At 44.5% G+C, this 425-nt stretch carries 1 protein-coding gene; it reads left to right on the top strand.

What is annotated here, in order from left to right; all coding sequences use genetic code 11:
• Nucleotides 1-74: 74 nt before the first annotated feature.
• Nucleotides 75-425: hypothetical protein (locus tag AB4585_RS27660; RefSeq protein ID WP_372171951.1), on the top strand; the 351-nt coding region annotated here is incomplete at its 3' end.

Here is a 425-nt window from a genome sequence, read left to right as displayed (position 1 = left end):
AAGTCGCTGACTTTTGCGACAGAGCATGACTGGTAATCTAAAAGCTCAATGAGACCACCAGCAAGGACAACAGCATGCCGCATATCACTCTGAATCTAACAAACGATGACATCACGACTATCAATCGCATTAAAGCTAATTCCTTCACACAGTTCCCTACATCACTCTATAACGCGATATTCGACCTGCAAGAAAAATCACATAATGCCTTCTTCGATACCATCCAGATCGACAAGCAAGCCGGCCTACTCGCCCCAATCAAGAGCACTGTAGAGCTCGCTCTCAATATATCCAATGAAGATATTACTCAGATCGAAAAGGTAGGCCAACTCTACAAAGTCCCTTTCACCGAGTACCTGATTGCCTCCACATCAGACGTTGAGAGTAAGGACGAGCGCGATATAACAAACACCATCAATAAGAAC

The sequence above is a fragment of the Vibrio sp. 10N.222.49.C9 genome, from assembly GCF_041474985.1.
Lineage (GTDB): Bacteria > Pseudomonadota > Gammaproteobacteria > Enterobacterales > Vibrionaceae > Vibrio > Vibrio crassostreae_C.
The sequence above is the reverse complement of the archived record's forward strand: the minus strand, read 5'-3'. Positions and strand labels throughout refer to the sequence as shown.